The organism is Streptomyces drozdowiczii, from assembly GCF_026167665.1.
In the GTDB taxonomy this organism is placed as follows: Bacteria; Actinomycetota; Actinomycetes; order Streptomycetales; family Streptomycetaceae; genus Streptomyces; species Streptomyces drozdowiczii_A.
The window spans coordinates 2,965,201-2,991,993 of the sequence record NZ_CP098740.1; the positions used below are offsets into that span (position 1 = coordinate 2,965,201).

At 74.6% G+C, this 26,793-nt stretch carries 23 protein-coding genes and 2 pseudogenes; 10 read left to right on the forward strand and 15 right to left on the reverse strand.

Features of this window, described 5'->3' with window-relative positions; genetic code table 11:
• Window positions 1-151: 151 nt before the first annotated feature.
• A complete protein-coding gene (locus NEH16_RS13310) occupies window positions 152-3,118 on the forward strand; it encodes an AfsR/SARP family transcriptional regulator (protein ID WP_265542323.1) in 2,967 nt (988 codons plus the stop codon).
• 195 nt (window positions 3,119-3,313) lie between these two features.
• The gene (locus NEH16_RS13315) at window positions 3,314-3,493 is read left to right on the forward strand and encodes a hypothetical protein (protein WP_073964547.1); all 180 of its coding nucleotides are present in this window, start codon (window positions 3,314-3,316) and stop codon (window positions 3,491-3,493) included.
• A gap of 90 nt (window positions 3,494-3,583) precedes the next feature.
• Here NEH16_RS13315 and NEH16_RS13320 read toward each other — a convergent pair whose 3' ends face one another.
• Window positions 3,584-4,135: a hypothetical protein gene (locus tag NEH16_RS13320; RefSeq protein ID WP_073964548.1), complete on the reverse strand. Its 552-nt coding sequence runs from the start codon at window positions 4,133-4,135 to the stop codon at window positions 3,584-3,586.
• A gap of 193 nt (window positions 4,136-4,328) precedes the next feature.
• On the opposite strand from NEH16_RS13320, the gene NEH16_RS13325 reads away from it, so the two are divergent.
• Window positions 4,329-4,592 (forward strand): hypothetical protein, encoded by a 264-nt coding sequence (locus NEH16_RS13325; protein ID WP_265542327.1) that lies wholly within the window; start codon window positions 4,329-4,331, stop codon window positions 4,590-4,592.
• A 45-nt stretch (window positions 4,593-4,637) separates the two neighbouring features.
• On the opposite strand, the pseudogene NEH16_RS13330 reads toward NEH16_RS13325, so the two are convergent.
• Window positions 4,638-7,048: pseudogene (locus NEH16_RS13330) on the reverse strand (PQQ-binding-like beta-propeller repeat protein).
• Window positions 7,049-7,222: 174 nt separating this feature from the next.
• Window positions 7,223-8,023, reverse strand: a complete 801-nt coding sequence (locus tag NEH16_RS13335) for a VOC family protein (protein ID WP_265542329.1) — start codon at window positions 8,021-8,023, stop codon at window positions 7,223-7,225.
• 240 nt (window positions 8,024-8,263) lie between these two features.
• Here NEH16_RS13335 and NEH16_RS13340 point away from each other — a divergent pair, with 240 nt between their 5' ends.
• On the forward strand, window positions 8,264-8,911 hold the full coding sequence (locus NEH16_RS13340) for a TetR family transcriptional regulator (protein ID WP_073964552.1): 648 nt from the start codon (window positions 8,264-8,266) through the stop codon (window positions 8,909-8,911).
• Window positions 8,912-9,039: 128 nt separating this feature from the next.
• On the opposite strand, the gene NEH16_RS13345 is transcribed toward NEH16_RS13340, so the two are convergent.
• Together NEH16_RS13345 and NEH16_RS13350 are read right to left on the reverse strand one after the other, a co-directional pair.
• Entirely contained in the window at window positions 9,040-9,222 is a 183-nt protein-coding gene (locus NEH16_RS13345) for a ferredoxin (protein ID WP_265542330.1), read from the reverse strand.
• A gap of 14 nt (window positions 9,223-9,236) precedes the next feature.
• Window positions 9,237-10,448 (reverse strand): cytochrome P450, encoded by a 1,212-nt coding sequence (locus NEH16_RS13350; protein ID WP_265542332.1) that lies wholly within the window; start codon window positions 10,446-10,448, stop codon window positions 9,237-9,239.
• Between the two features lie 173 nt (window positions 10,449-10,621).
• On the opposite strand from NEH16_RS13350, the gene htpX reads away from it, so the two are divergent.
• From htpX to NEH16_RS13380, 6 genes are all read left to right on the forward strand, one after another.
• Window positions 10,622-11,533: a zinc metalloprotease HtpX gene (gene htpX, locus NEH16_RS13355; protein ID WP_073964556.1), complete on the forward strand. Its 912-nt coding sequence runs from the start codon at window positions 10,622-10,624 to the stop codon at window positions 11,531-11,533.
• A 29-nt stretch (window positions 11,534-11,562) separates the two neighbouring features.
• Complete coding sequence (gene pspAB / locus NEH16_RS13360) at window positions 11,563-12,147, forward strand: PspA-associated protein PspAB (RefSeq protein WP_265542334.1); 585 nt, start codon at window positions 11,563-11,565, stop codon at window positions 12,145-12,147.
• 363 nt (window positions 12,148-12,510) lie between these two features.
• Window positions 12,511-12,675: a hypothetical protein gene (locus NEH16_RS13365; protein ID WP_265542336.1), complete on the forward strand. Its 165-nt coding sequence runs from the start codon at window positions 12,511-12,513 to the stop codon at window positions 12,673-12,675.
• A 59-nt stretch (window positions 12,676-12,734) separates the two neighbouring features.
• Window positions 12,735-13,088, forward strand: coding sequence for a hypothetical protein (locus NEH16_RS13370; protein WP_265542338.1), 354 nt, complete (start codon window positions 12,735-12,737; stop codon window positions 13,086-13,088).
• Complete coding sequence (locus NEH16_RS13375; RefSeq protein WP_265542340.1) at window positions 13,072-15,129, forward strand: tetratricopeptide repeat protein; 2,058 nt, start codon at window positions 13,072-13,074, stop codon at window positions 15,127-15,129. Before NEH16_RS13370 ends, NEH16_RS13375 begins: the two co-directional genes overlap by 17 nt.
• Window positions 15,084-15,500 (forward strand): tetratricopeptide repeat protein, encoded by a 417-nt coding sequence (locus NEH16_RS13380; protein ID WP_265547176.1) that lies wholly within the window; start codon window positions 15,084-15,086, stop codon window positions 15,498-15,500. Before NEH16_RS13375 ends, NEH16_RS13380 begins: the two co-directional genes overlap by 46 nt.
• Before the next feature lie 36 nt (window positions 15,501-15,536).
• On the opposite strand, the gene NEH16_RS13385 is transcribed toward NEH16_RS13380, so the two are convergent.
• The 10 genes and pseudogenes from NEH16_RS13385 to NEH16_RS13430 all read right to left on the reverse strand — a co-directional run bounded on the left by NEH16_RS13385 (window position 15,537) and on the right by NEH16_RS13430 (window position 25,906).
• The gene (locus NEH16_RS13385; protein ID WP_265542342.1) at window positions 15,537-16,397 is read right to left on the reverse strand and encodes a hypothetical protein; all 861 of its coding nucleotides are present in this window, start codon (window positions 16,395-16,397) and stop codon (window positions 15,537-15,539) included.
• Window positions 16,398-16,514: 117 nt separating this feature from the next.
• Window positions 16,515-17,558 (reverse strand): zinc ribbon domain-containing protein, encoded by a 1,044-nt coding sequence (locus NEH16_RS13390; protein ID WP_265542344.1) that lies wholly within the window; start codon window positions 17,556-17,558, stop codon window positions 16,515-16,517.
• Window positions 17,555-18,097 carry a phage tail protein I gene (locus tag NEH16_RS13395; RefSeq protein WP_265542346.1) on the reverse strand — a complete coding sequence of 181 codons (543 nt, stop codon included), beginning with the start codon at window positions 18,095-18,097 and terminating at the stop codon, window positions 17,555-17,557. The genes NEH16_RS13390 and NEH16_RS13395 overlap by 4 nt, the downstream gene beginning before the upstream one ends.
• Complete coding sequence (locus NEH16_RS13400) at window positions 18,094-20,049, reverse strand: putative baseplate assembly protein (RefSeq protein ID WP_265542348.1); 1,956 nt, start codon at window positions 20,047-20,049, stop codon at window positions 18,094-18,096. Before NEH16_RS13400 ends, NEH16_RS13395 begins: the two co-directional genes overlap by 4 nt.
• Window positions 20,049-20,456 (reverse strand): GPW/gp25 family protein, encoded by a 408-nt coding sequence (locus NEH16_RS13405; protein ID WP_018101386.1) that lies wholly within the window; start codon window positions 20,454-20,456, stop codon window positions 20,049-20,051. Before NEH16_RS13405 ends, NEH16_RS13400 begins: the two co-directional genes overlap by 1 nt.
• Window positions 20,453-20,770: a PAAR domain-containing protein gene (locus NEH16_RS13410; protein WP_265542350.1), complete on the reverse strand. Its 318-nt coding sequence runs from the start codon at window positions 20,768-20,770 to the stop codon at window positions 20,453-20,455. The genes NEH16_RS13405 and NEH16_RS13410 overlap by 4 nt, the downstream gene beginning before the upstream one ends.
• A 27-nt stretch (window positions 20,771-20,797) precedes the next feature.
• Window positions 20,798-22,567, reverse strand: a complete 1,770-nt coding sequence (locus NEH16_RS13415; protein ID WP_265542352.1) for a VgrG-related protein — start codon at window positions 22,565-22,567, stop codon at window positions 20,798-20,800.
• Window positions 22,564-23,252: pseudogene (locus NEH16_RS13420) on the reverse strand (LysM peptidoglycan-binding domain-containing protein). The gene NEH16_RS13415 and the pseudogene NEH16_RS13420 overlap by 4 nt, the downstream one beginning before the upstream one ends.
• Before the next feature lie 85 nt (window positions 23,253-23,337).
• A complete protein-coding gene (locus NEH16_RS13425) occupies window positions 23,338-23,763 on the reverse strand; it encodes a phage tail protein (RefSeq protein ID WP_018101390.1) in 426 nt (141 codons plus the stop codon).
• Between the two features lie 16 nt (window positions 23,764-23,779).
• On the reverse strand, window positions 23,780-25,906 hold the full coding sequence (locus tag NEH16_RS13430; RefSeq protein ID WP_265542355.1) for a hypothetical protein: 2,127 nt from the start codon (window positions 25,904-25,906) through the stop codon (window positions 23,780-23,782).
• Between the last annotated feature and the right edge of the window lie 887 nt (window positions 25,907-26,793).

Sequence of the window (26,793 nt, forward strand, 5' to 3'; positions counted from 1 at the left end):
TGCAGAGAGTCATCCGTTACTGACGGGCCGACCCTTCGCAAGGCAGACTGTTGACGGCGATATCAACGGTATGGAGCAATCCGGACGGTCTATGACCGATCCGGACACAGCGGCCGTGCCGGGCCGTGCGCAGGCAGGACAGGAGGCAGCAATGGGCCGTGACGACGGGCCACGGGTACGCGTTCCGCAGCAGCGGGCCCCCGAGCGGGGCCCGGAGGACGAGGCCGTGCTGCACTTCTCCGTACTCGGCCCGGTCCGGATCCACCGGGGCGGCGAGACGCTGGCGTCCGGTTCGCCGCAGCAGCGCGCGCTGCTGACGGCGTTGCTGCTGCGCGGCGGGCACACCGCGACGGCCGCCGAACTCATCGACGGCATCTGGGGCGACGAGCCGCCCTCGCAGGCGCTGGCCGCCGTACGCACCTACGCCTCCCGGCTCCGCAAGGTCCTCGGCCCCGAGACCCTGGTCAGCGACTCCGGCGGTTACGCGATGCGCACCGGCGCCGACGCGCTGGACCTGACCGCGGCTCAGGAGCTGGCGGCCGCAGCCGAGAAGGCCCGGGCGGGCGGCGACCGGGACACCGCGAGATCCCTGCTCAACAAAGCCCTGGGCCTGTGGGACGGCGAGGCGCTGGCCTCCGTGCCCGGCCCGTACGCGGAGTACCAGCGCACCCGGCTGGAGGAGTGGCGGCTCCAGCTCACCGAGACCCGCCTCGATCTGGACCTGGAGGCCGGCTGCCACGCGGAGGCGGTCTCCGAACTGACCGCGCTCACCGCCGCGCACCCCCTGCGGGAGCGGCTGCGCGAGCTGCTGATGGTGGCCCTGTACCGCAGCGGCCGGCAGGCGGAGGCGCTGGCCGTCTACGCGGACACCCGGCGGCTGCTCGCCGAGGAGCTGGGCGTCGATCCGCGCGCGGAGCTGGCTCAGCTCCAGCAGCGCATCCTGCGCGCCGACGAGGAGCTGGCCCGCCCGGCGGACGACCCGGCCCCGGCCCCCGCGCCGGTCCGCCCGGCCCAGCTGCCCGCGACCGTCCCGGACTTCACGGGCCGGGACGCTTTCGTACGGGAGCTGGGCGACCGGCTCACCACGGCGGAGGGGTCCGTGATGGCCGTCTCCGCGCTGGCCGGCATCGGGGGCGTCGGCAAGACGACGCTCGCCGTCCACGTCGCCCACCGGGCCCGCCCCCACTTCCCGGACGGGCAGCTGTACGTCGACCTCCAGGGCGCCGGGGCCCGGGCCGCCGAGCCGGAGACGGTGCTCGGCGCGTTCCTGCGGGCGCTCGGGACGGCGGACTCGGCCATACCGGAGACGCTGGCCGAGCGGGCCGCGCTCTACCGCTCCACGCTGGACGGGCGCCGGGTCCTGGTCCTCCTGGACAACGCCCACGACGCGGCCCAGATCCGCCCGTTGCTCCCCGGCACGGAGGGCTGCGCGGCGCTGGTGACGAGCCGGGTGCGGATGGTCGACCTGGCCGGGGCGCATCTGGTCGACCTGGACGTGATGTCGCCGGAGGAGGCGCTTCAGCTCTTCACCCGGATCGTCGGCGAGGAGCGGATCAACTCGGAGCGGGAGGCCGCGCTCGACGTGGTCGCCGCCTGCGGCTTCCTCCCCCTGGCGATCCGGATCGCCGCCTCCCGGCTGGCCTCCCGGCGCACCTGGACCGTCTCGGTCCTCGCCGCCAAGCTGGCCGACGAGCGCCGCCGCCTGGACGAGCTCCAGGCGGGCGACCTCGCGGTGAAGGCCACCTTCGAACTCGGCTACGGCCAGCTGGAACCGGCCCAGGCCCGCGCCTTCCGCCTCCTCGGCCTCGCGGACGGCCCGGACATCTCACTGGCCGCCGCGGCCGCCCTCCTCGACCGGGACCCGCACACGGCGGAGGACCTGCTGGAGGCCCTGGTCGACACGTCCCTGGTGGAGTCCGCCGCCCCGGGCCGCTACCGCTACCACGACCTGGTCCGCCTGTACGCGCGCTCCTGCGCGGAGCGGGACGAGCAGGAGCCGGGCGAGCGGGAGGAGGCGCTGTCGCGGCTGCTGGACTTCTACCTGGCGACGGCGGCGGGGGTGTACGCGCTGGAGCGGCCGGGGGACCGCACCGTGGACCACCTGGAGCACACGGCCCGACCCGGGCTGTCGTTCTCCGATCACGGCCGGGCTCTCGACTGGCTGTACGCGGAGGCGAGCCCGCTCCTCGCCTGCGTGCAGCAGAGCGGCGCCGCCGGAACCGTCCGGCGTGCGGTGGATCTCCTCCTCGCCTCCAAGGACCTCGCGGAATCGGGCGCCAACTCACGCCAGTTCGAGTCGGCCGCCACGACCGTGCGGGATGCCGCGACCGCGGCCGGTGACGCCCGCTCCGAGGCGAGGGCACGGACGACACTCGCCCAGGTGCACAGCACGGCCGGCCGCTTCGACAGGGCGGAGGACGAAGCCCGGCAGGCCATGGCTCTCGGTTCGTCGGTCGAGGACGTCTGGACCCACTGCAACGCGCCGAACGAGCTGGGGATCATCGCCGCGTACCGCAATCAGCACGACGAGGCGGAAATCCTGCTCCAGCAGACCATCGCCGCGTTCCGGGCCGACGGCAATCAGGCGGGCGAGGCCAGCGCGCTGTGCAATCTCTCCCGCGTCCATCTGGCCATCGGGCGGACGGCGAGCGCCGTCGAACTCGCCGGCCGGGGAATCGACCTCTACGCCCGCCTCGGACTCACCCTGCGCCTGGCGAACGGCCGGTACGCGCTGGGGCTCGCGCTGACCCGGGCGGGCCGGCAGGGCGAGGCCGAGGGGCGCCTGACCGAAGCCCTCGCCGTCTTCCGGGAGAGCCGCCAGCGGCTCTGGGAGGGGATGACCCTCTTCCGGCTGGCCGAAGTGCATCTGGCGGCCCAGCGTCCGGCCCGGGCCGCCGAGTTCTCCGAGCAGGCGCTGACGGTGCTGCTCCACGTCGGAGGCGACTGGCGGCGGGCCAATGTGCTGACCGTGCTGGGGCAGGCCCTGGACGGCATAGGGCAGGCGGATCGCGCCAAGGTCTGCTGGCAGGAGGCGCTGGTGCTCTTCGATCAGCTGAAGGCGCCCGAGAGCGACGTGGTACGCGGCCTGCTCGGCCGTACCTCGTCCAAGGCCCGCTGACTCCGCGTTCATCGTTCGTTTATCGCCACCCGGCAGTCTCGAACCTGTCGATGCGTCGCGTCGGGGGGCAGGCGATTCGACAGTGGAACCGCGCACTAAGGTGAACGGCTCTGAACAGCCCGTCCGGCAGCCCACGGGGGAGCAGCCGGACGGGCTTTGCCGACCAACCATGCACTGAGTAACGGAGTTCACAGCATGAGCGACGACAAGAAGACCAAGATCACCGCACCGAAGCCCGGCACCACCGGCGAAGTCGGGCCGACGGACAGCCACATGACGGGCGAGCCCGAGATCAAGCCGCTGGACAGCCACATGACCGGCGAGCCCGAGATCAAGCCGCTGGACAGCCACATGACCGGTGCGGACCCACGTTGAGCCACCTGGCGGGACCACGGGGTAGGGGGACGGCCGCGGCGGCGCGGAGGGGAAGCCGCCGCGGCCGTCGCATTCGCGCGCGGTACGCGCTCAGTAGCTCAGCTCGGCCGTGACCGTGCACTTCTTCACGCGGGAGACCTGGCGCGGGCTGTCCATCCGGACGGACACGGTCTTCGTGTCGCCGTAGTCCGCCTCCACGGTCGCCTCGCCCGTGTCGACCACGCTGCCCATCGCGTCCAGGAACGTCACGTCCACCTCGTAGGTGTGCGTGCCGGAGGCGACCGGGGTCAGGCGGACGGTGGACGCGGTGACCGCCTTGCGCTTGCCCTTCGCGGGCTGGGCGCAGCGGAAGACGTACACCTGCGGCGCGTCCGACGCGGTGGCGGTGGGGGTCGGGTCGCTGTACGTGGAGCCCGACGAACCGCTCGACGAGTAGTCGTCGTCGTAGTCGTCGTCCGAGTCCGTGTCGTGGTATGTGCCGTTGCTCTTCTTGGAGTTGGAGCATCCGCCGCCGCTGCTGTGGCTGCTGGACCGGCTCTTTCCGCTCTTGCTCTTTCCGCCGTGGCTGCCGCTCGAGAAGCCGGTGAGCGCGAGTACCACCGCGACCAGGACCACCGTCAGCTTGACGTGCTGCCGTGTCATCGAATCCGCCCCCGATTGTGTGCTGTTGTGCGTCGCCGGCCAGGGTGGCCGGGCGACACGGAACCGTAACGCACAGCATGGCGCGGATGACCGGCGGGCCGGTCATGACCCTGTCACGGTCTCGTTCCCGTCTGGTGGCGGCTGTCACACGGGCGGCGTAGCGTCGGAGCGAGAGCGCTCTGGAGGTACGGAGATGATCCGCAACGTCCTCGGTGCGGTCCTCGCTCTCGCCGGAGCGGCGGCCGCCGTGCTGAGCCCCTTCCGTGACTGGTACGACGGCCGCCTCGGGCGGCGTCGCCGCCGCGCCCAGGAGTCCGGCGCGCCGGACTCCGCCGCCCCCGACACATGGCCCCCGACGTGGGAGCCGGGGCCTTCGGCCCAGACGAGCCCCTACCCGGAGCCGGAGGGGGAGGACACGTACGTGGGGCCTGAAAGGCCGAGCGCGTCCGGCGATTGAGGACGGAACCCCTGCCCTGAGGGGAGGGTGCACAGGGCGCAGGCCCTACGCCCGGGAGCGGGCCCCCGTGCCGGTGCCCTTCAGCGCGTCCAGCGCGTACACGCAGCGGTCCTTGCTGCACGCGTACACCACGCCGTTCCGGACCACGGGCGAGCCCGTGATCTCGCCGCCCGTGGCGAGCTTCCAGCGGAGCTGGCCGCCCGCCGCGTCGAGGGTGTACAGGACGTGGTCCGCCGAGCCGAAGTGGACGCGGCCGTCCGCGACGACCGGGGCGCCCACCACCTCGCCGCCCGCCGCGAACCGCCACTTCGGGGTGCCGGTGACCGCGTCGAGGGTGTAGAGCGCGCTGCCGCTGCCCACATGGACGTTGCCCGCGACGACGAGCACCGGCTCCGCCGACTGGCGGGCCTCCGTGGCGATGCGCCACCGGTCCTTGCCGGTCGCGGCGTCCAGGGCGTACACCGTACCGAGGTAGTCCGCGAGGTAGACCCCGCCGCCGGTGACGGCCGGGCCGGGGGCGAAGGCGGGCGGGGACAGGAAGACCGCCGGGCACTCGAAGTGCCAGCGGACGCGCCCGGCCGCGATGTCCACCGCGAGCACCCGCGTCCCGGCGGCGACGTACACGTAACCGTCCGGCGCGGGCGTCACCCGGACCGGCACGCCGCCGCAGGAGGCCGCGTCGCCGATGGGGTACGACCAGCGCTCGACGCCGGTCCGGGCGTCGAGGGCCTTGAGGCGGGCGTCCTGCCAGACGTAGACCGTGCCGTCGTGGATGACCGGCCCGCCCTCCGGCGTCTCGAAGTCCGTCTGCGCGCCGCTGAGGTCCCACAGCTTCTCGCCGGTCGCCGCCTCCCACGCCTGGACGCCGCCGCCCCGGGTGGCCGTGACGACCGTGCCCCGGTCGGCCTTGAGCGCGTACACCCAGGCGTCGGCGCCCACCCGCCACCGCTCGGCGCCGCTGGTGGCGTCCAGGGCGTAGAGGGAGGGGCCGTCCGAGGCGTGGATGCGGCCGCCCTCGACGGCCATCGCCCAGGCGACGTCCCGGGTCTTGAACTGGCGCCGCCCGTTGCCGGTGTCCAGCGCATGGACCTCGAAGGACGTGACGTACAGCAGGTCCCCGACGACGACCGGCGTGCCCCACACGTCGTTGGACATGCGGAACCGCCAGGGCCGCCAGCGGGCGGGCCCGGACTGCCCGGAGTCGGGGGCCTGCGCCGGAGGGGGCACGGGGGCGGGCGGGGGCGTGCCGTTGACCCCGGCGGGCGGGCGGACCCAGCCGGTCGCGGGGCCCGCGTCGGCGCCGGTGGCCGAGGCACGGACGTCCTGGACGCGCGGGCCGGGCCCGATCGGCACCTGGACGCCGGTCAGCCGCACCGGGCCCCCGGCGTCGGGGCGGGCGGGGCGGCCGGGCGGGCGGGGGCGCCGCTGTGCCAGGGGCCGTCCCAGTCCGTGCCGGGCGGCCGGTGGGGCGCGGTCTCGGCGGGCCTCGGCGGCGCGACGGGCGGCGCGGGCTCGGCGGGCGGCGAGGCGGGCGGGGCGGCGGGCGGGGCCGTACGGCCACCGCCCCGGCGCCGCTCGATCAGCGCGGTCGCGGCGGCCGGAAGCCACGCGGAAGCCGTACCGCCGTCGTCGTCACCGCCGCCGGAGGCGAAGAGGTGCGGGGCGAGCTGGGCCTGGAGGTCGGCCGGGCTGGGCCGCCGGGCCGGATCCGCCTGCATGCAGGACTCGATCAGCGGCCGCAGATCGTCCGGCAGGCCCGACAGGTCGGGGCTCTCGCGCAGCAGCATGAAGACCGTCTCGACCGGATTGGCCCCCCGGTACGGCGCGTGCCCGGTCGCGGCGAAGACGAGCGTCGAGCCGAGCGAGAAGATGTCGCTGGCCCCGGTCACGCTCCGCGAGTCCCGGGCCTGCTCCGGTGACATGTACGCGGGGGTGCCGACGGCCACGTTGGTCATGGTGAGCCGGGTGTTGGAGACGCCGGACGCGATGCCGAAGTCGATGACCCGGGGGCCGTCCTCGACGACGAGCACGTTCGACGGCTTCATGTCGCGATGGACGAGCTGAGCCCCGTGGATGGACTGGAGGGCCTCCGCGATGCCCGCCGCCAGCCAGCGGACCGCCTGGGTCGGCATGGGCCCGCACTCGTTCACGATCTCTTCGAGCGAGGGGGCGGGGACGTACGCCGTGGCCAGCCACGGGACCGCGGCGCGCGGGTCGGCGTCCACGACGGCGGCCGTGTAGAAGCCGCTGACCGCCCGCGCCGCCTCCACCTCGCGCGTGAAGCGCACCCGGAACAGCTGGTCCTCGGCCAGTTCCGTACGGACGGTCTTGATCGCCACCCGGCGGCCCGACGCGGACCGGGCCAGATAGACCAGCCCCATGCCGCCGGCCCCGAGCCGTCCCAGCACCTCGAAGGGGCCGATCCGCCTCGGGTCGTGCTGCGTCAGCTGCTCCACTACTTGCCACCTCCCCGTACGGGCCTCAGATAGCAGAGGCCCGCGAAAATCCCGCCGGGTGCAGCGTCTCATCCATGGACGCGGCCCGGCGGTGCGCACCCCGATTGTTCCTGGCCGGGGCCCCGGTTGCGAACCCGGGGGCGGATCGGGGTGTCCTGTACCACTCCGCCCGTATCAGGACACAGGCTCCTGAAGTACGGCGAACTCGGCACCCTGGTCGTCCTGGAGGACCGCCATCCGCCCGTACGGGATGTCGAGCGGGGGTTCGGTGACCCGGCCGCCGAGCCGCTGGACGGTACGGGCGGTGTCGTCGCAGTCCGCGACGTTGAAGTAGCTCAGGAAGTGGCTGGGCAGCTCGGCCGGGAACGCGGCCGTGATGACGCTCCGCCCGCCGACCGCCGTCTCGGGGCCCGGTTCGGTGCCGGGCGGGGACCAGGTACGGAAGTCCACGCGGTGCTCGTCGGTGTCGGGGACGTCCAGGGGCGAGTCGTCCACGTCCGCGCAGCGGAAGCCGAAGACCTCCTCGTAGAAGGGGTCGACGCGGTCCTTGGACCGGGTGTGGACCTCGGTCCAGCAGAAGGAGCCGGGCTCGTTCTGCTTCTCGAAGCCCGCGCGGTCGCCGGCCTGCCAGAGGCCGAAGACCGCGCCGCCCGGGTCGGCGGCCTGGGCGAGCACGCCGTGGCGGCCGGCCGGAAGGGGTTCGGTGATCACTTGGCCGCCGGCCGCGCGGACGCGGCTGACCGACGCCTCGATGTCGTCGGTGGCGAAGTAGACGCCCCAGGCGGTCGGCATGCGCCCGTCCTTCTTCGCGGCCAGCGCGGCGACCAGCTTCCCGTCGCCGAGGGCGTCGGCGCGGCGGTCGCCGTCCGGGCGGAAGGTCCAGCCGAACAGCTCGCCGTAGAAGCGCTTGCCCGCCTCCAGGTCGGGGAGCTGCACATCCACCCAGCACGGTGCGGACTGCGCGAACGCGGCCATGGGCCCGGATCCTTCCGTCGTCGAGGTGACGCCCGTCACAGTCACGGTAGCTTTACGGTGCGTGCGGCGCGCCCCGGAGCCTTCGCGGGCGAACACGGGTTCGAAAGTTATCCACCGAAGTTATCCACAGGCTGTTAATAACACTGTTCGGACTGTGCGCGGCGAGGGGCCTCGGCAGGGGCCGTTCCCCATTTGCTTCGGTCGAATCGCGCTCCGATCACCCGTCGGTAAGCTGACGGCATGACAGGACAAGTACGCACCGTCGACGGCCGCGTGGCCGGTCGACGCGGTCAGGCGACGCGGCAGAAGCTGCTCGACTGCCTCAGCGAGATGCTCAGCTCCTCGCCGTACCGGGACGTCAAAGTCATCGACGTCGCCCGGAAAGCGGGGACTTCACCAGCGACCTTCTACCAGTACTTCCCCGACGTCGAGGGCGCCGTCCTCGAACTCGCCGAGGACGTCGCCAAGGAGGGGGCGGACCTGACCGAACTGGTCTCCGGCCGCTCCTGGGTCGGCAAGGCGGGCCGGCAGACCTCCGAACAACTCGTGGAGGGCTTCCTCGACTTCTGGCGGCGCAACGACGCGATCCTGCGCGTGATCGACCTCGGCGCCGCGGAGGGCGACAAGCGGTTCAACAAGATCCGCATGAAGGTCCTCAACTCCGTGACCGGCTCCCTGACGGAGTCCGTGAAGGAGCTCCAGGCGAAGGGCAAGGTCGACAAGGACGTCAGCGCCGCCGCGATGGCGGGCTCCCTGGTCGTCATGCTGGCCGGCGTCGCCTCGCACCAGAAGGGCTTCACGGCCTGGGGCGTCAAGCAGGCCGAACTCAAGCCGAACCTGGCGCAGTTGGTGCACCTCGGCATCACGGGCAAGAAGCCGGCGAAGTAACGATCCTCGCTGGGGCGACGCGCGGTGACCCCGGCGCCCCCAGGTCCTGTCTCACCGACGGCGGACCACACCTGTGGTCCGCCGTCGGCGTATCCGGACGGGGGGCGGCGCTGGAAGCGCGCGGCCCGTCAGGCGCCCGCCCTGATCGCCCCCACCGGGCACGCCCGGACCGCCTCCGCGACCATCGGGCCCGGTTCCGGATCCGGCAGGAGTTCGCTGAGGCCGTCCTCGTCCTGGGTGAAGACCCTCGGGGCCGCCAGGGCGCACTGGCCCGCGCCGATGCACACGTCCTTGTCGATGTCGATCCGCATGGGGTTCTCCTCCGTCACCACGTCACCGGCAGTTCCAGCAGGCCCTGCACCGTGTCGCCCGGTTTGAACGGGACCTCCTCCGGGGGCACCGCGAGACGGAGATCCGGCAGGCGGCGGAAGAGGGCGGGCAGGGCGATCTCCAGTTCGGCGCGGGCCAGGTTCTGGCCCAGGCACTGGTGGATGCCGAAGCCGAAGGCGACGTGGTTGCGCGCCCCGCGCCCGAGGTCCAGCTCGTCCGGCGCCTCGAAGGCCGCCGCGTCCCGGTTGATCACCGCGGTGGACAGGAGCACGCCCTCGCCCGCCCGCAGCGTCTCCCCGCCGATCTCGATGTCCTCCACCGCCACCCGGGACAGCCCGTCCGCGATGGACAGGTACCTCAGCAGCTCCTCCACGGCGGCCGGCACCGCCTCCGCCCCGCCGCCGGTCAGCCGGGCCAGCTGGTCCGGGTGGAGCAGCAGCGTGTACGTACCGAGCGAGATCATGTTCGCGGTCGTCTCGTGGCCGGCCACGAGCAGGATCTCCGCCAGCCGCACCAGCGCGTCCCGCTCCACCGCCCCGGTCTCCAGCTGCTTGGCGATCAGCTCGTCCAGCAGCCCGTCCCCCGGATCGCGCCGCTTCCGCTCGATCAGCTCGCGGAAGTAGGCGTCCAGGTCCTCGCGGGCCGCGACCACGTCCGCCGGTCCGGGCCCCCGGAGCAGCTTGCGCGAACGGTCCTCGAAGAACTCATGGTCCCCGTACGGCACCCCGAGCAGCGCGCAGATGACCATGGACGGCACCGGCAGCGCGAAGGCGCCCACCAGCTCGGCCGGCGGCCCCTGCGCCACCATCGCGTCGAGCAGCCGGTCCACGGTCTCCTGGATGCGCGGCCGCAGCGCCGCCGTCCGGCGCACCGTGAAGCTCGGGATCAGCATCCGGCGCTGGGCGTTGTGCTCCGGGTCGTCCACGCCCAGCAGCTCCACGCGCCGCTGCTTCACCGCGGCGAGCCTCGGCGCGAAGAGCGGGAAGTCCGGGTGCGAGCGGTCGGACGACAGCCGGGGGTCGGCGAGCAGCGCCCGCGCCTCGGCGTGCCCGGTCACCAGCCAGACCGTACGGCCGTCGAAGAGGCGGACCCGGGACACCGAGCGCTGGCCGCGGCTCTCGCTCGGGTAGCCGGCGGGCGGGTGGTAGGGACAGGTGCGGTCCTGCGGGAAGGCTGTGGGCTGGGGCTCGGACTGGGTCTCTGTCATGACGGACCTCGCAGCGAGGGGGGTGTGGTGGTCCTGCCGATCACCCTCACTAGATGCCTCAGGCATCTACCTGGCCTAGGTGATGTTCGGCCATACCCGCCGACCGGAGCACCGGCATCCACTTTCGGCCGCCGAGGAGCACCATGGAGACAGGCGAGGAGTGGAGGTCACCCATGGCCGGAACCCATAGCCGGTACGCCACCGACCGTGGCCTGACCACGCGCATGGTCACCACCATGTTCCTGATCGGGCTGCTGTACGTGGTGCTGGTCGGCGTGCTCCTGGCGGTGCTGCGCGGGGCCTGGCCGATCATCCTGGTGATCACCGGCGGGATGTTCGTCGCCCAGTTCTGGTTCAGCGACCGGATCGCCGCGTTCAGCATGGGCGCCCGGGAGGTCTCCCCCGCCGAGGCGCCGGAACTGCACGGGGCGATCGACCGGATATGCGCCCTTGCCGATATGCCGAAACCGCGTGTGGCGATCGCGGAGAGCGATGTGCCGAACGCGTTCGCGACCGGGCGCAGCCGGAAGTCGTCGCTCGTCTGCGCCACGACGGGGCTGCTGCGCAGACTGGAGCCGGAGGAACTGGAGGGCGTCCTCGCGCACGAGATGTCGCATGTCGCGCACCGGGACGTGGCCGTGATGACGATCGCCTCGTTCCTCGGCGTCCTGGCCGGGATCATCACCCGGGTCGCGCTCTGGGGCGGCTTCGCCCGCAACAGCCGCGGCAACGACCCGATCGGCGTCCTCGTCCTGCTCATCCCCCTGGTCAGCGCGGTCGTCTACGCGCTGAGCTTCCTGCTCACCCGGCTGCTCTCCCGCTACCGGGAACTCACCGCCGACCGCACGGCCGCCCTGCTCACCGGCCGCCCCTCGGCCCTCGCCTCCGCGCTCACCAAGGTCAGCGGCCAGATGGCCCGGATCCCGACGGAGGACCTGCGGAAGGCGGAGCCGTACAACGCCTTCTACTTCGTCCCGGCCTTCGCCTCGAAGGAGAGCATCGGCCGGCTGCTCTCCACGCACCCGACGCTGGAACAGCGCCTCGACCAGCTGGCCCGCATCTCGGCCGACCTGTCCCGCCCGTGAGTGAGGGTGCCCGTCCGTAAGGAGACCCCGTGGGCCTGCTCGACACGATCCTGGGCCGCAGCAAGCCGGTCCGCCCCGACCTCGACCAGCTCTTCGCCGTCCCGTCCGCCGCGCTGACCCTCCAGGCGGCGACGGGCTTCGCGCCGACGGGCCTGGGCTCGGTGTGCTTCGCGGGCGTGGAGGGCTCCGCCTTCGCCCGGGTCCAGCAGGACGTACGCGAACTGCTCGACGCGGATACGGGGCGCGGCGGCATCCCGGTGGAGTTCAGCCGCGACCCGTACGGCTACACCTGGCTGCTCGCCCGGCAGCCGCCGGAGGACGCCGCCGCGCTGGTCAACGACCTGCACGCGGTCAACACCCTGCTCCAGGACGGCGGCTTCGGCCCCCAGCTGCTGTGCTCGCTGGTCGCCTTCCGGGACCCGGGCGGGCGCTCGCTGGCGCTGGTGTACCTGTACAAGCGCGGCACGTTCTATCCGTTCGCCCCGGTCCCGGGCGGCGCCGAAAAGCGCGACAACCAGCTGGAATTGCAGGTCCGGGCCGCGCTGGGCGACGACCTCCGGGTGGAAAGGGATCTGTCCCGGTGGTTTCCGGTGTGGGGGGCGCCGGGGTTGTGAGGAATATTTGCGTACGCCCCCGCGAAATGCGCCAATTCGGCGCTATGCTCGGCGGACTTCCGCGGTGCAGCGGAACTCTGGGGGGTCACGTATGTTCAGCCTCACCATCGGCGCCCATGCCCACGGCACGCGCATCGAATCCCTTTACCGGCTGGTCGACGCCGCGGGACTCGTGATCACGGTGCACGGCTCCGGAGATCAGGGCCGGACGGCGGCGGCGATCTTCGCAGCGGCGCCGCGCCTTTCGGACGATTACGAAGTGCGGGACAACGGCATGATCCTCAGCACGCTGGCGCAGTTCCGCGTGTTCTGGGGGTGGTCGGATATTCCGGGGGCGCGCTGGCGATCCTCACGCCCCTTTCCTTGTACGAGACACAGAACAAGCGCGACTGGATCAGCCATTACATCCGTGACGTGCTCGATCCCGTCAATGCTCTCGCCGGTCACGGCTTCCGCGTGGGCGGGGGCGGCGACGGAACGGTGAGCGATCCCGAGTTCGCCCGCGCTTTCGCGAGCGCGTACGTGTGACGCGTCCGTCCGGGCGGAACGAAGAAATGGTGGAACCGCGAGGGGTTCGAGGGGCGGAGATGTCACGGACCTGGAAGATCACGGTCATTGTCCTGGCGCTGGCCGGAATCGCGTCCACTCCGTTGATCTGGCTGCTCGACAGCCCCGACTCCGGGCAGCTCGTCGGGGCCTCGGTGCAGGGCGCCGTCGGAATCGCGGCGCTCGTCTGGGCGTTGTTCCAGAGCCCCGCCGGCCAGGTCGAGGACGTCGCCGTACAGACCGGTGAGGCCGAGGCGGAGGACGGCGGCACCGCCGTCACCGGCGTCAAGCGCCCCAGGGGCCGGGGCACCGGCTCGGCGGAGGCGCGGCGCACCGGCAGGGCGAAGGCCACCGGCGAGGGCAGCCGGGCGGTCAGCGGTGTCGACTACGAGTGAGCCGGGCCCGGCCGGCCCGCGGCCCGACGTCACCGCGACCGACACCGGCGCCCCGACCGCCGGGGGCGGCGGAAAGGCGGTGACCGGCTACTCGGGGCCGCGCCGGACGCCCGAGGGGCCGGCGGCCGGTGCCGTGCGCGTGTCCGGGACCGGGGACGCGACGGCCCCCGCCGGGGGCGTGGCCAACACCGGCTACATCCACGAGCTGAACGTCAACACGCTCACGATGGTGGTGAGGCAGGGGCCTCGCGACCCGGCCCCCTGGCCGCACCAGGTCGGCCTGGTCCCCCCGCGGGCGCTCTCCTTCCAGCCCCGGTCCGAGCTGGACCGGCTGAAGGAGGCGGTCACGGGCGGGGGCACCGCCGTGCTGACCGGCATGGGCGGTGTGGGCAAGACCCAGCTCGCCGCCGACCACGCCCACACCGCCTGGCTGAGCGGCCGCCTCGACGTGCTGGTGTGGATCTCGGCGGCGAGCCGTTCCGCCGTGGTGGCGGGGTACGCGCAGGCGGGCGTCGAGCTGTGCCGGGCGGACGCCGCCGATCCGGAGCAGGCGGCGCGGGCGTTCCTGGCCTGGCTCCACCCCAAGGCGGGCGCCGACCCGTGCCGCTGGCTCGTCGTCCTGGACGACGTGTCCGACCCGGCGGATCTCCGTGGCCTGTGGCCGCCCGCGAGCCCGGACGGGCAGACCGTCGCCACGACCCGGCGCCGCGAGGCGGCCCTCGTGGGGCACGGCCGCCGCCGGATCGAGGTCGGCCTGTTCACGGAGGCGGACGCGGTCGCCCACCTCACCGCGTCCCTGGCGGCCCACGACCGCCACGAGCCCGCCGACGGGCTGGCCGCGCTGGCGTCCGACCTGGGGCACCTGCCCCTCGCGCTCTCCCAGGCGACCGCGTACCTGGTCGACGCGGACCTCGACTGCGCCGCCTACCGCCGCCTGCTCGCGGACCGGGCTCGGACGCTGGCCCAGGTGATGCCCGGGGCGGGCGCGCTGCCCGACGACCAGGAGGTCGGCCTGTCCGCCGCCTGGTCGCTGTCCGTCGAGCGCGCGGACCGGCTCGAACCGGCCGGGCTCGCCCGCCCCATGCTGCGGCTCGTCTCCCTGCTCGACCCCAACGGTGTGCCGGGCGACGCCCTCGTCGGCCCGCACGCCCTCGCCCATCTCGCGGAACACCGCCCTGAAGGCGCCGACCCCGTGGACGCGGTCCTCGCGCTCCGCGTCCTGCACCGGCTCAGCCTCATCCACCACACCCCGGACACCGAGCGGCAGGCGGTGCGCGTCCACCAGCTGGTCCAGCGGGCGACGCGGGAGGCCGTCCCGCCGGACGCGTACGAGGAGTTGGCCCGTACCGCCGGTGACGCCCTGCTCGACACCTGGCCCGAGGTGGAGCGCGACAGCGCCCGCGCCCAGATCCTGCGGGCCAACACCGACGCCCTGTTCTCCCACGCCCCCGGCCCGCTCCGGTCGCCCGGGGTGCATCCGGTGCTCTTCCGCGCCGGAAGGAGCCTGGGCGAGTCCGGGCAGCTCGACGCCGCGGAGGCGTACGGGCGTGAACTCCGCGCCACCGCCGACCGGTTCCTGGGTCCGGACCACCCGGACACCCTCAGAGCCCGGCACTACCTCGCCTTCTGGCGGGGCGAGGCGGGGGACGCGGCCGGGGCCGCCGCCGCCTTCGCCGCGCTGCTGGAGGACGGGCTGCGCGCCCTCGGCCCCGACCACCCCGACACCCTCAACGCCCGGGCGAACCTGGCCTACCAGCGCGGCGAGGCGGGGGACGCGGCCGGGGCGGCGGACGCCTTCGCGGAGCTGCTGGCGGACCGGCTGCGCGTCCTCGGCCCCGACCACCCGGACACCCTCGTCACGCGGGGGACGTGGCCGGGTGGCGCGGGATGGCGGGCGACGTCGAGGGCGCCATCACCGCTTACGCCGAGCTGCTGGCGGACCGGCTGCGCGTCCTGGGCCCGGACCACCTCCACACCCTCAACACCCGTGGCCACCTGGCCTACTGGCGGGGCGAGGCGGGGGACGCGGCCGGGGCGCTGACCGCGTACGAGGAACTGCTGGCGGACCGGCTGCGCGTCCTCGGGCCCGACCACCCCCACACCCTCACGAGCCGGCACAACGTCGCCCGGTGGCGCGGGGAGACGGGGGACCCCGCGAGGGCCGCCGCGGAGTTCGCGGAACTGATGGAGGACCGCCTGCGGATCCTGGGCCCCGACCACCCCAACACCTTCCTCAGCCGGGCGAACCTGGCCCGCTGGCAGGGCGAGTCGGGGGACCCGGAGGCCGCCGTCGACGGGCTCACCGACCTGCTCGCCGACGTCACGCGCGTCCTGGGTCCGGACCACCCGAGGACGCTCAGGGTCCGCTCCCTGCTCACGGAGTGGCAGAGCCGCCGGGGCGCCGCCCCCTAGACCGCGGGTCATACGCCGTGCCGAACGGGCGCCCCCTCACGGGTGCTCGAACCACTGGAGGACCCCCGTCGCCGCGAAGCACAGGGCGCCCGCGAGGGTGCCGGTGTTCGAGACCGTCAGGCTCACCGGGACGTGGGCGCCCGGCGTGACCAGGTCCGCGAGCGCCGCGATCATGAACAGCGCCGAACCGGCCATGTTCACCGTGACGATCCACCAGCCGAGGTCGTGCGGGCGGACGCCCGTGGGTGCGTGGCAGACCTCGGCGAGGGCGAGCTGGCCGGAGATCAGGAAGAGCACGCAGCCGATCACGTCCGGCGCCCACACCAGGCGGGCCGCCTGCTGCGTGCTGAGGCCCTGGAGGAACGAGTCCAGCAGGTTGAGCCCGAAGACCAGCGTGCCGGCGAGGAGCAGGAACGCGCTGAGCCAGTCGATGCGCATCGGCTCGTAGCTCCACCACCGCCACGCGGCCGTCTCCAGGCGGTACGCACCGGCCGGGCGGCGCGGTGCGTTGACGGCCTGGAGGAGCGACGCGTAACCCCCGATGTTGAAGAAGAGGCCGCCGCCGAAGTACGTGGCCGATACGGCTGTCGCCGCCGCACCGGTGAGCGCGAGCGCCGCCCCGGCCGCGAAGAGGAGGCCGCCGAGCGTGAACGTCACCGCCGCGACGGAGTTGAGCGTACGCATCCGGGCGAGGCCCCGGGCGTCGGCCCGGTGGACGACGGGCGCGGCACCGTCCGCCGCGCGCACCGTCAGCGACCCCCGTCGGCGGGCCCTGCGGGACTCCCACACCGCCTCGGCCCCGCCGCTCCCCCGCAGGGTCAGCCGGGTGGTGAACGGGCCCACGCCCTCGGACAGTTTCCCGCTGCCCGGACGGGCCGGTTCCTCGTCTCGACGCACCCGCGCCACTGTACTGTCCGAAATGTCCCGGAAGCCCGGAGCCGGCCGGGGTCGATCCCGAACTCTTCGGCATCGCCGCCGCGCGGGACGGCGACGCGGCCCTCGGCATGGACCTGTTCAGGTCCGCTTGAAGTACTCGATCTCGCCCAGGGCGATCGGGTGGCCGTTGCCCCGGCCCGCCGCCTCGCGGATCGTGAAGCGGACCGATACGACGTCGCCGATGCCCATCCGCAGGGTCTGCTCGCCCGGCTTGTCGGCGAGGGTCATCGTCTTCTCGTGGACCTTTCCGTCCTTCGTCGTGATGGTCAGGTCCGCGCGGGTCGGCCGCGCGCCCTTCTGGAAGACCTCGGCCTTCGTCGAGACGCCCGTGTGGACCGTGACGCCGACCAGCCGGAACGGGTCCTCGAACTCCGCCGTCAGCGCGTCGCCCGTCTTCGGGGCGCCCCAGTACGTGTTCGTCACCCCGTCCACCGCCGCCTTGGCCGGGTGCCCCGGGGCGGACGCGTTCGCGGAGACGTGGAGCGGGCTGACCTCGCCCGTACCGCCGAGCTTGTCGCGTACGTCCTCCACGACGTAACGGCCCGCCGGGATCAGCAGGAACCCCGCGACCAGGAGGCCCGCGACCACCAGCGCGACGAGGCAGCCCCGCAGCAGCCGCCCCGAGCCCGCCCGCACCCGGCGGTTGAACGGCCACCGGGTCCGCCACCAGGGCAGCGGAGCCGCCGTGGCACGGGGCTTCAGGGGCTCGGCGCAGTTCCGGCAGAACGTGCGGCCCGGGCGGTTGTTCGTCCCGCAGGAGGGGCAGGGCTCGCCGTCCGGTTCGTCGTCCACCGCTGCGGTCCTGACGGTGGGGCGGGCGGCGACGGGCACGCCGGGCCGGACCGCACCCACGGGCTCCTCGGCCGGTTCCGGTTCCGGTTCCGGTTCCGGTGGGGCCGGGCGCGTTGGCCGTACGGGGGCGGGCGCGGGTTCCGGTTCGGGCTCGGGGGCCGGGGTCGGTTCGGGGGCCGGTTGCGGTTGCGGTTCCGGCTCCGGGTCCGGGTCCGGGGCCGGCGCCCCGGGGCGCGCCCGCGTCGACCAGCCCAGATACGTACCGCAGCTTCCGCAGAAGTCCTCGTCGTCCGCGTTCGCGGCTCCGCAGGACGGGCAGGGGCGGGTCATGCGGGGCTCCCGGTGATCTCGACCCGGCAGGTCAGGTGGGCCGGGCAGGAGGCGCGGGCCACCGCGAGGACTCGGGTCTCGTCCACGGGGCGGTCCGAGTGGATGCGTATCAGCAGCTCGCCCGTCGGGGCGGGCGGCAGCGGTGAGTCCGGCTCCGACGACCACGTCACGCCGCCGCCGTCCTGGATGTCCGCCTCCACGCCGAAGCAGAGGCGGAGGAGGTCCGCCAGGCCCTGGCGGGTGCCTCGGCGGCGGTGGAGTTCCACGGCTCGGGCGACGGCCGCGCGGCGGCGGTCCTCCGGCCAGGCCGGGTCGATGCCGGCGCCGACCCAGGAGGAGAGCCAGGGGAGGAAGTCCGCCGGGGCCAGCGCCGGGTCGAAGTAGGCCGGGAGGTTGTCGAGCGTGGACAGGACCGGGGCGAGGACCGTGTCCAGGCCCGCCGTGAAGCGCTGGGCCAGGTCGTCGTCCGCGTACAGGGCGGGCAGCAGCCCGCCGATCGGGTAGCGGCTGGGGAGGCCGGGGACGGCGGCCCGCGTCATGCGCGCTCCCCCGCGGCCGTCACCGCGACCTGGTGCTGGTGGGAGAAGACGAGCGCGTTGGCCGCCACCTCGACGCGGTCCACCGCACCGCCGCGCCTCCCGGTGAGGGGATCCGCCGGGAACAGGCGGACCTCCTCGACCAGGCGGACGCCGGGCACGTTCTGGAGGGCGGCGAACACCTCCCCGTACTGCACGGGCCTGCCGAACGGCCACCCCGTGCCGTCCGCGCCGCCCCGCAGCGGGTCGATGAGGCGGAAGAGCGCGTCGAGCGCGGCCGTGCGGACGCGGTCCGTCTCGCCGTCGTCCGCGACCAGGCCCGCGACGACCGTGACGCCCTGGTAGGCGGGGGGTTCGACCACCAGGCGGGTGCCGACGAGCCGCCGTTCGTCCAGGCGCCCGGCCACCGCCGCGAGCACGGAGTCCGGCGGGATCAGCTGCTCGAAGCGGAGCCGGCCGCCCTCGTCGGGGACCGCGTCCGGGACGACCAGGACCCGGACCGCGCCGCCCTCGCCGGGGGCGGCGGGCAGGCAGCGGACGCGGCGCAGCGAGGGCGCGGCCTCGCGGGCGATGGCCTCGTGGTCCTCGGCGGTGACGGCCCGCTCCTGGACGCGCAGGATCTGCGGCGCGCGCAGCTTCGCGTTCTCGACGGTCTCGCCGTCCACCCCGCCGCGCGCCGCCTCGCGGTTGTCGACCCCGGCGACGTACGGGACGGAGCTGCGCAGGACGCGGATCGCGCCGCGCGCCACATTGCCGGCGGCGCCGCCGCCCGTGCGGTAGCGGGGAAGGCGGATGTGGGCGCCCTTCGCCGGCACCGCCCCGTACGCCCGTATCGTGCCGTCCGCCTCGCGCACCTCGGGCGGGAAGGCGAACCGGCCCGAGACCGCGTCGATCCGGACGTGCCGGTCGCCCGGGCCGGATGCGCCGAAGTGCTCGACCGGGGTCCAGGTCTGCCAGCCGTCCGCCGAGGACACCTCCACGAGCGGCGGTTCCCCGTCGAGCAGGACGGGCGTCCGGGGCGCCGCGAACGTCTGGCCCGCGACCCCCTCGGAGGTGCCGAGCGGCACGTCGTACACGGTCTCCGCGTGCTCGGCCCCGATCGTGCCGCCGACGGTGAAGACCTCCGCCTCGCGGATCGTCGGGGACTCGGAGTAGAAGGGCTGGCCGGGGGCGGCCTCGGTGACCCGGCAGCGCAGCCAGCCCGCGCGGATGCCGGCGGTGACGGACGCGGTGTGTCCGGCGGGCACGAACACCGTGATCTCACCGGGCTTGTTGAGCCCGCCGGTGGAGTCGACGCCGGTCGCGCACGGCACCCAGCGGGCGCCGTCCCACGCCTCCCAGACCAGCGGCGGCTGCCGGGGGTCGACGCCGACGCCCTCCACCCGGCTGTCCAGGCGTACGGCGACGATGCAGCGCGGCACGGCGGTGGGCAGCCCGAACAGGAGGGCGTCGCCGGGCTGGGGCCGGGCCTGGAAGCAGGGGATGTCCCGGCCCTCGGCGAGCGGCGCGGTGCGGTCGGTCTGCTCGCCGGACGCCGGGACCGTGACCAGGCGGACGAGGGAGCTCGGCACGATCGCCAGCTCCTCACCGGTCGAGAAGACGACCGCCTCCTCCGTCTCGCCGCGCGCGGTCGCCACCTCCGTACCGGCCGGGAGGCGCACCGTGTCCGGCTGCGGCGCGGACAGCCAGAAGTCGACGTCGGCGCGGGCGGCCGTCGGCGGGAACAGCTGCACGCCGAGCAGGTCCAGGAAGGCGAAGTAGTTGCGGTCGGGCACCCGGTTCAGCCGGTAGAGCAGCTGGTCGACCATGTACGCGAACGTCTCGATCAGCGTAACCCCCGGGTCCGACACGTTGTGGTCGGTCCACTCGGGCGAGCGCTGCTGGACGTACCGCTTGGCCTCGTCCACGAGCTGCTGGAAGCGGCGGTCGTCCAGATTGGGCGGGGTCAGGGACATCAGCGGGCTCCCGCCTCGGGGATCGTGTAGAAGGGGAAGACGAGGTTGCGCAGGTCGTTGGTGGACCGGACGGTGTAGTGCACGTCGATGTAGAGCGTGCCTTCCTCGACGGTGTCGTACGCGACGACCACGTCCCGGACCTCGATGCGCGGCTCCCAGCGCTCCAGGGACGTCCGCACCTCGTGGGCGATCCGCCCGGCGGTCGCGCCGTCGCCGGGCGCGAAGACGTACTCGTGGATGCCGCAGCCGAATTCGGGGCGCATCGGGCGTTCGCCGGGCGCGGTGCCGAGGATCAGGCCGATGGCCTCCTCGATCTCCTGCTCCCGCTCGACCATGCCGATGCCGCCCGTGGCGCCCACGCGCAGCGGGAAGCCCCAGCCGCGCCCGATGAAGCCGTGCTCGCTCATATCGGGCCCCCGATCAGGACGTTGGGCGCCCCGGCGATGATCTTCGCGCCGCAGCTGGTGGTGTCGCCCACGCGGGCGGCGGGCAGCCCGCCGATCAGGACCGCGCCGCCGACGGCCGCCGCCGGGTTCGGCATGACGACGTTCCCCGGGCCGAGCAGGGCGTGCGGGGGCACGACGCAGACGTGCAGGCTTCCGGTGACGGCGGCCGGCTTGCCGCCGATCCACACGGTGGCGACGGCCGCCGCTCCCGGGGGCGGGGTGCCGATGGCGCCCCCGTGGACGGTGGGGTCGCCCGTACGGGCTGCCTGGGGCATGGCTGGTGATCTCCTCGGTGGGACACGTCAGTTGATGCGGACGAGTGCGGCCTTCAGGACGGCGAGCAGGCCGCCGTCGACGGTGACGCCGGTCTTGCCGTTGATGGTCACCGACGCGCCCTTCACCTGGACGTTCCCGGTGCCCGCGTCGAGCGTGATGCCGGTGCGGCCGAGCGACAGGGAGCTGAGGACCCGGCGGGTGCCGCGCGCGTACACCTTGAGCGCGATCTCGCCGCGCCGCTCGTCCAGCACGACCTCCAGCTGCTCGTCGCCGGTGGCGAGACGGACGCCGGACGGGCCGCGCGGGGTGTCGAGCAGTTCGACCCGGTTGCCCGAACGGGACACCAGGGAGCGGCGGTTGACCTTGCCGCTGGTCGGGTCCACGAGCGGGACGTCGTGCGGGGACGGCTTGTCGACGCCGTTGTAGAGGCCGCCGAGCACGTACGGGGCGTCGATCAGGCCCTGTTCGAAGCCGACCAGCACCTCGTCGTTGACCTCGGGGCTGAAGACCCCGCCGCCGCCCTGCCCGCCCCACTGCACCGTACGGACCCAGTCCGTGACGTACGTGTCGTCCAGCCAGGGGAACTTGAGCTTCACCGAGCCGCGTTCCTTGCCCCGGCCCTCGCGGATGTCGGTGACGACGCCGATCGCCAGGCCCGGCATCCGGGGTCCGGGCACGGGTGCGCCCTGCCCCCCGGTGAGGCCGGTCAGCGAGCGGTCCGGGTCGGTGCTGACCAGGACGGTCGTACGGTAGCCGTCCTGCGGGTCCAGGGTGTGGTGGGCGGCGGTCGCGGTGTAGCGCCCGGCGAAGGCGGGGCCGACGTTGCCGAGGGCGACCGGTTCGCCCGCGCGGAGCTTCGGGTTGCCCTCCGCCACCGCCTCGATCTCGCCGAAGCCGGAGGAGACCCGTCCGGCGACGGCACCGGCGACCGCGCGGGCCTCGGCCTGGGTGCGGTACGGGGTGTCCGCGACGGTCATCCGGGCGTTCTTCCCGAACAGGGCGGCGGGCGTGGCGGGGTTGGTGCCCGGGGCCACGGTCTCGGAGCGGATGGACTGCTCGCGGGCCAGGACCCGGACCTTGTTCTGCACGTCCCAGCCGCGCACCTCCACGCTGTCCGCCCCGTCCGACGCGGTCAGCACGGCCCGGAGCGCCAGCAGGTTGCGGCCGTACTCCAGGACCATCGGGTGTTTGGACGCGGAGGTGGACGGGGACGGCGCCGAGGAGGCGGGCTTCGGCTTCACGAACTGGAGCACGCCCTTCTCGTCCACCCGGACATGCGCCCCGCACTCCCCCGCGAGGTACTGGAGGAAGTCCCAGTCCGAGATGTTCGGCTGGGTCAGCTGCTTGTACATCACCGGGGCCGCCTCGACCTTCCCGCACGGCAGCCCGGCCCCGGCGGCGACCTTGCGGACGATGTCGGCGGCCTTCATGTTCCGGTACGCGACGACCTTGCGGCCGCGCCGCAGCCGGTGCGCCTTGGAGAACGCGCGGACGACGGTGAACGATCCGGTGGTGTCGCTGTCCAGCTCCAGCGCGGTGACCTCACCCGTGAACAGCCGCTCGCGCGCCCGTTCCTGGACGGTCACGACGGAGATCTTCAGCTCGGTGCCGATCGTGATCCCGGTGGCGGTGAGCAGTGTGTGGTACGGGTCGCGGTAGGTCAGGACCGCGCTGTCGGGCAGCCCGATGTTCTCGTCCACCGCGCAGCTCACCAGCTGGGCGGCCCACGCCTGGGGCAGCTCGGCGGGCGCCTCCACGATGGGGTCGGCGGCGAAGGAGCGGGCGGGGCCGGTCATCGGGCAGCCTCCGGTACGCCGTCCTCGGCCGCGCCGTCCTCCAGCGCGGGCACCAGGAGTTCGCTGCCCGGGGCAGGTGCATGGGGTCGTCGATGCCGTTCGCCTCCGCGATCGTCCGCCAGGCGGTGGCGTCGCCGTACTCCCGCCAGGCGAGCAGCGGCAGGCTGTCCCCGGCGACGACCGTGTGCGTACGCCGGGCCTCCCGCGAGCCGGAGGTCGGGTTCTGCCCGGCCGGGTCGACGCTCGCCTCCTCGATGGAGAGCGAGCAGGTGGCGCGCAGCGGCTTCCCGTCCACGTCGAAGAGCGTGTACGAGACCGAGAGGCTGGAGAGCACCCCGTCGAACGACGTCGTCCGCGAGGTCCCCCAGTCGAACCGCACCCACGGGCTCGACGGCTTCTTCCGGCCCAGGCTGCTCGGCGTCGGCACACAGGCCGTCATCAGCTGCTCGACCGCCTTCTCCACGGAGTTGTCGTGCGTGGCGGTGGCGTCCAGGAACACGTCGAGGGACAGCGCGCGCGGCCCGCTGCCCACGAATTCGGGCAGCGCGGACTCGCCCGCCGTGCGGGACGGGGTGCGGCGCCACTCGGTGGACTTGCGCAGCGAGAGCGTCGCCGGGTTGAACTGGAGCGTGAGCCGGGCGAGGGTCCCGCCCGGCTTGGCGCCGACGTCGGACGGCGGCTCCATGATGGTCAGCTGTGCGCGGGCACGGCTCGTGCGGGCTGCGGCGGGCACGGGTTCCCTCCTTCCGGGGCGTTCTGGTGGCGGCACATCAGGAGGGGACCAGCCCCTCGTGCGCGATCTCCAGCGTCTCGACGGCCGCCTGGGAGCTGGCCGGGTCGAAGGACGGCCCCTGCCAGCGGACCGGGACGATCCCCTGCACCTGCCAGCTGACGATCCGGCTGAGGTCGGGGCGCAGGGCGACGATCTCGCCGTCCTTGCGCTCTACGCGCTGCGTCGTCTCGTTCAGCCAGCGGGCGATCTTGAGGGTGTCGGCGGTGACGGGGCGCGTCAGCGTGATGTTCGTCCAGGTGATCCGGCCCGGCAGCTGCCAGGTGTACCCGTTGTTGCCGCCCTCGGCGTACTGCTCGATCTCCACCTCGGCGCCGAGCCCCGAGCAGGTGTGGAACGCGCCGAGGTCGCTGCCGCCGATGGTGAGCTTGAAGAACACGCTCGTCGCGAAGATGTTGTCCGTCATCTGCTGCTTTCTCTCTTCAGCGCCGGCCGTCGTACGGGCGTCCGGAACGTTCGCGGCCCCGCCGCAGGTCCGCCCGGAGCAGCCGGGCGACGGGGTCGATGAGGCGTCGGGCGAGGTCTTCGACGTCGAGGTCGGTCTCCCGCTCCGGCGTCGGCCGCTCGGGCGCGGGGCCCCGGTCGGGCTTCCGCTGCACGACGGTGACCGGGACGCCGGTCAGGCCGGCCTCGGCGACGGCGCGCTGTACGGCCTGCGCGTTGCCCTGCGCGTTGCCCTGCGGGGCGGTCGGTCGTACGGCGGCGGGGCGGGGGGCCTGTGCCACTTCGGGGAGCGGGGGCTCCTGGCCGGCGGGCGGCGCGGTGCGGGCCGGGAGCGGCGCGTGCGGGCGGGGCGGGGCGACGGGGTCGGCGGCGACGCGCTGGACGACGGGGGCGGCGGTGTCGCGCCGCCAGGTCGCCGGGACGACGGGCCGGGTGGCCCCGGCGGACGGCCGTGCGGTGAACCCTTCGGCCGCCCCGGTACGCACGGCGAGCGTCCGCCCGCTGAGCAGAGCGCGAGCCCGCTGCACGGGGGCGGGGCGGGGGGCGGGGCGGACGGGGACGGGCCCCTCCGAGGTGCGCTGAACGACGGGCGGCGGGGTGGCGGGGGCCGCGCGCAGGGGCATCGCGGGCGGCACGGCGGGACCGGGCTGCGCGGGGCGCGCGGTACCGGCGGTGGGCGGGAGGGCCGACAGGGGCGCGCCGAGCCCGCCCCGGGCGCGGGCGTGGGAGCCGGGGGCGGCGGGCGGGTTGCCCGGGACCGGGCGCGCGGGACCCGCTTCGCGGGCAGGCGGGGCGAAGGGGGCCGCCTCTGCGGGGAGTTCGCGGAGAGGCTTGCCCAGGGTCGGGCGCGTGGCGCGCCCGGGGGGCGCGACGGGGCGGGCCGGGTGCGCGGGGGCGGACGCGTCCGGCTGACGCTGGACGACCGGCAGGACGGGGGCGGCCGGGGCACCCGGGTGCGCGGTGGCGGGCGCGTCCAACTGCCGCTGGACGACCGGCAGGACGGGAGCGGCCGGGGCACCCGGGTGCGCGGGGGCGGACGCGTCCGCCTGACGCGGGGCCGCCACGGGCGGCTGGGCGGCCAGGGTCGGGCGTACGGAAGACGCATCCGCCTGGCGCCTCACCGGCGGCGGGGCGGACCCCTCCGGGGTCGGCTGCACCGAGGTACTGGCCGCCGTTCCGGTGGATGCGTCCACCTGGCGCTGGACCACCGGCAGACCGGGCCCGGCCGGGGCACCCGGAGCGGCGGGCGCGTCCGCCTGGCGTTGCACCACCGGCGGGGTGGGGGTAGCCGGGTCCGCCACGGACGGCTGCCCGCCCAGGGTCGGACGTACGGAGGGGGCATCCGCCTGGCGCCTCACCGGCGGCGGGGTGGGCCCGTCCGGGGACGGCTGCACCGAGGTACTGGCCGCCGTTCCGGTGGATGCGCCCACCTGGCGCTGCACCGCCGGAAGACCGGGCCCGGCCGGGGCACCCGAAGCGGCGGGCGCGACCGCCTGGCGCCTCACCGGCGGCGGGGTGGGCCCGTCCAGGGTCGGGCGTACGGAGGGACCGCCCGCCGGTCCGGCGGATGCGTCCGGCTGCCGTTGAACCACCGGCAGGTCGGGCCCGCCCGGCGCCGCCACGGGCGCCTGCGCGTCCGGGATCGGACGTACGGAGGGGGCGGGCGCGGCCGGTTCCGCCACGGGCGGCTGCCCGCCCAGCGTCGGCCGCACGGACGGACCGGCCCCCGGGCCGGTGGACGCGGGGGCGGGCTGCTCCGGAGCGGCGGACGTGTCCGCCTGACGCTGGACCACGGGCAGATCGGGAGCGGGGACCGCCTCGCCCGACGCCGGGCGCACGGAGGGACCGCCCTCCGGACGCTGAACCTTCGGCAGTTCGGGGGCGGGAGCAGCCCCGGGCAGCGTGGGGCGCACGGAGGGACCGGCCGCCGGTCCGGTGGGCCCGTCTACCTGACGCTGAACCACCGGCAGCGCAGGCCCCACCGAGCCACCCGGCGCGGGCTGCTCCAAGGTGGCGGACACGTCCACCTGACGCTGCACCACCGGCAGCGCAGGCCCCACCGAGCCGCCCGGCGCGGGCTGCTCCGGGGTGGCGGATACGTCCACCTGACGCTGCACCACCGGAAGTTCGGCCCCGCCCGGTGCCACCGCAGGCGGCTGCGCGTCCAGGGTCGGGCGTACGGAGGGAGCGGCGGGCGCGCCCGAAGGGGCGTCCCCGGGCCCAGGGCGTACCGCAGGCCCGGCGGACGCGTCCGCCCGGCGCTGGACCACCGGCAACTCCGGCGCCCCGGGCGCCAAGGGCTCGCCCGGCCCAGGGCGTACCCCGGGCCCGGCGGACAGCCCCGGCGTGGACGCGGCGGCCTCGCCCCCTCGGACGGGGCCGACTGAACCGGCAACGTGCCCAAGCGCCGTACCGGCGCCACCGTGCGCAGGGGCGTCGCCGGGCGACGGGCGACGATCAGCGGGGGCCCGGTGCGGCGGGCGCGTACCGGTGCGGGGGTCGCCTGCGGAGGCGCGGGCGCCCCGCCGCCCCCGGACGCCGATCCGGCCACAGCGGGGACAACGCGCCGGGGCACACGCGTGTCCCGGGCCTCCGGCGCCGAAGGCGCCACGGGCGCTTCCGTACCCCCGGCAACCGCGTCTGCGGGGGCGTCCACCGCGCGCAGCACCAACGGCGTGCCCGACGACGCGGTGCGCGGGGTGCCCGGCGTCCGGGTCACCCCGTGCACGAGCCCCACCGGGGCCGACGGCAGCACCGCGTGGCCCAGTTCGCTGTCGCTGTAGGCCACGTTCTGCCAGGACGCCAGGCGGGACCGGAAGCGGAGGCCGTCGCTGACGCCGATCGAGGACCGGGCGACGGTCACCGTCGGCGGCGCGACGCGGCGCCACCCGCCGTCCCAGTCCGCACCGGGGCCACCGGGACGCGGCGAGGCGGGCCCCGGAGCCGGGACGGCCGACGCCGCATCCGGCCCCGGCCCGCGCGCGGGCCCCCG

Bases quoted from the DNA above. Each gene is read 5' to 3' on its own strand.
- NEH16_RS13310 (WP_265542323.1), top strand. From the start codon at position 152: ATGGGCCGTGACGACGGGCCACGGGTACGCGTTCCGCAGCAGCGGGCC.
- NEH16_RS13315 (WP_073964547.1), top strand. From the start codon at position 3,314: ATGAGCGACGACAAGAAGACCAAGATCACCGCACCGAAGCCCGGCACC.
- NEH16_RS13320 (WP_073964548.1), bottom strand. From the start codon at position 4,135: ATGACACGGCAGCACGTCAAGCTGACGGTGGTCCTGGTCGCGGTGGTA.
- NEH16_RS13325 (WP_265542327.1), top strand. From the start codon at position 4,329: ATGATCCGCAACGTCCTCGGTGCGGTCCTCGCTCTCGCCGGAGCGGCG.
- NEH16_RS13335 (WP_265542329.1), bottom strand. From the start codon at position 8,023: ATGGCCGCGTTCGCGCAGTCCGCACCGTGCTGGGTGGATGTGCAGCTC.
- NEH16_RS13340 (WP_073964552.1), top strand. From the start codon at position 8,264: ATGACAGGACAAGTACGCACCGTCGACGGCCGCGTGGCCGGTCGACGC.
- NEH16_RS13345 (WP_265542330.1), bottom strand. From the start codon at position 9,222: ATGCGGATCGACATCGACAAGGACGTGTGCATCGGCGCGGGCCAGTGC.
- NEH16_RS13350 (WP_265542332.1), bottom strand. From the start codon at position 10,448: ATGACAGAGACCCAGTCCGAGCCCCAGCCCACAGCCTTCCCGCAGGAC.
- htpX (WP_073964556.1), top strand. From the start codon at position 10,622: ATGGCCGGAACCCATAGCCGGTACGCCACCGACCGTGGCCTGACCACG.
- NEH16_RS13370 (WP_265542338.1), top strand. From the start codon at position 12,735: ATGTCACGGACCTGGAAGATCACGGTCATTGTCCTGGCGCTGGCCGGA.
- NEH16_RS13390 (WP_265542344.1), bottom strand. From the start codon at position 17,558: ATGACCCGCCCCTGCCCGTCCTGCGGAGCCGCGAACGCGGACGACGAG.
- NEH16_RS13395 (WP_265542346.1), bottom strand. From the start codon at position 18,097: ATGACGCGGGCCGCCGTCCCCGGCCTCCCCAGCCGCTACCCGATCGGC.
- NEH16_RS13400 (WP_265542348.1), bottom strand. From the start codon at position 20,049: ATGTCCCTGACCCCGCCCAATCTGGACGACCGCCGCTTCCAGCAGCTC.
- NEH16_RS13405 (WP_018101386.1), bottom strand. From the start codon at position 20,456: ATGAGCGAGCACGGCTTCATCGGGCGCGGCTGGGGCTTCCCGCTGCGC.
- NEH16_RS13410 (WP_265542350.1), bottom strand. From the start codon at position 20,770: ATGCCCCAGGCAGCCCGTACGGGCGACCCCACCGTCCACGGGGGCGCC.
- NEH16_RS13415 (WP_265542352.1), bottom strand. From the start codon at position 22,567: ATGACCGGCCCCGCCCGCTCCTTCGCCGCCGACCCCATCGTGGAGGCG.
- NEH16_RS13425 (WP_018101390.1), bottom strand. From the start codon at position 23,763: ATGACGGACAACATCTTCGCGACGAGCGTGTTCTTCAAGCTCACCATC.